1 protein-coding gene and 1 pseudogene are annotated in these 1,788 nt (G+C 65.0%); both read left to right on the forward strand.

Translation table 11 applies throughout. From position 1 onward, the window contains the following. Positions 1-1,024: sodium/proton-translocating pyrophosphatase (locus RT662_RS04215; protein WP_313669425.1), on the forward strand; the 1,024-nt coding region annotated here is incomplete at its 5' end. Between the two features lie 328 nt (positions 1,025-1,352). Then, a pseudogene (locus tag RT662_RS04220) lies at positions 1,353-1,788 on the forward strand (hypothetical protein); the annotation flags it as partial.

Raw genomic sequence — 1,788 nt, forward strand, 5'->3', positions numbered from 1 at the left:
CGGCACCGATTATCGCCCGGTGCAATCCATCGCCAAGGCATCGGATTCGGGCCATGGCACCAACGTCATCCAGGGTCTCGCCGTGTCGATGGAATCGACCGCGCTACCCACACTGGTGATCGTTGCCGGCATCATCGCCACCTTCAAACTGGGCGGCCTGATCGGCATCGCCTTTGCCGCCACCGCCATGCTGGCCCTGGCCGGCATGATCGTCGCGCTGGACGCCTATGGCCCGGTGACCGACAACGCCGGGGGCATCGCCGAAATGGCCGGCCTTGATGGCGAAGTGCGCCAGCGCACCGATGCCCTCGATGCGGTGGGCAACACCACCAAGGCCGTCACCAAGGGCTATGCCATCGGTTCGGCCGGCCTTGCCGCGCTGGTGCTGTTCGCCACCTACACCGAGGATCTGGCGCAGTTCTTCAAGGAAGTGCCGGTCGATTTCTCGCTGTCCAATCCCTATGTCGTCGTCGGGCTGCTGCTCGGCGCGCTGCTGCCCTATCTGTTCGGCGGCATGGCGATGACAGCGGTGGGCCGTACGGCCCAGGCCGTTGCCCAGGATATTCGCGCCCAGTTCCGCGAAAATCCCGGCATCGCCACCCGCGAAGTGAAGCCCGATTATGCCCGCACCGTGGGCCTCGTCACCGCCGGCGCGATCAAGGAAATGATCGTGCCGTCCCTGCTGCCGGTGCTGGCGCCCGTGGTGGTCTATTACGTCATCACCGCCGTGGCCGGCCAGGGCAACGGCTTTGCCGCCCTGGGCGCGCTGCTCATGGGCGTCATCATCTCCGGGCTGTTCGTCGCCATCTCCATGACCAGCGGCGGCGGCGCGTGGGACAACGCCAAGAAAGTGATCGAACAAGGCGCCTACGGCGGCAAAGGCTCGCCGGCCCACCAGGCCGCCGTGACCGGCGATACCGTGGGTGACCCTTACAAGGACACCGCCGGCCCCGCCGTGAACCCGATGATCAAGATCACCAACATCGTGGCGCTCTTGTTGTTGGCGGCCCTCGCCGGCCACTGAGGCGGCCCACCAACCACCAAATCCGAAAGGGGCGGCCCACCAGCCGCCCCTTTTTCTTTGTCCTTTCCTCGTCAACCCGCCGCCGGCCCCACCCCAAAGCCCCCATGCAGAGCCAAAAAACCAACAGTTGAATTGGGCGGGTAGCCGAAAAGGCGGCTGCAGGCGGTACGCGTTACCAAATTGATTGTGCAGTATCATTATGGGGTCCACCATAAGGTTAACCCTTGGGATAATTGGATACAGGATGCCGAGCCGGCCCGAAACAACACAAAGCGGCGGGGGCAGTCAGGCTGTTGGAGGGCGCTGGCGTTTCATTGCAGCAGCTGCGTTGGTGGCCGCCATCATTATTGCGGCAGTCGGCTGGTGGTTGTTGCGCCCGGCCGAAGTCTCAGTAGCGACGGTGAAGGCCGGGCGTGTGGAGATTGTCCTGTCCGTTGTCGGGCGCGTCAGACCAAAACAGCTTGTTGATGTGCGTTCCCGCTATGCCGGCCAGATCGTGCAAATGTTGCACGACGAAGGCGATGTGGTGGCGGCGGGCGCGCCGTTGGCCATTGTGCGTTCCACAATCGAACAGGCGCAAACCCAGGCGGAAGCAGCGCGCGAACAGGCGGCGCGCGCCGAGGTGACGCGGACGAAGCTCACTTTCGGGCGCACACAGTCGCTGGCCAACCGCGGCTTTGCCACCCGGGCTTCGCTTGATGAAGCCCGCGCGGCCCAGATGGCCCACGAGCCGGTCGGGCAGGTCGCGCTCCTGCCCGGCCGCG

This window comes from Sandarakinorhabdus sp. (assembly GCF_032115815.1).
Taxonomy (GTDB): Bacteria; Pseudomonadota; Alphaproteobacteria; order Sphingomonadales; family Sphingomonadaceae; genus Sandarakinorhabdus.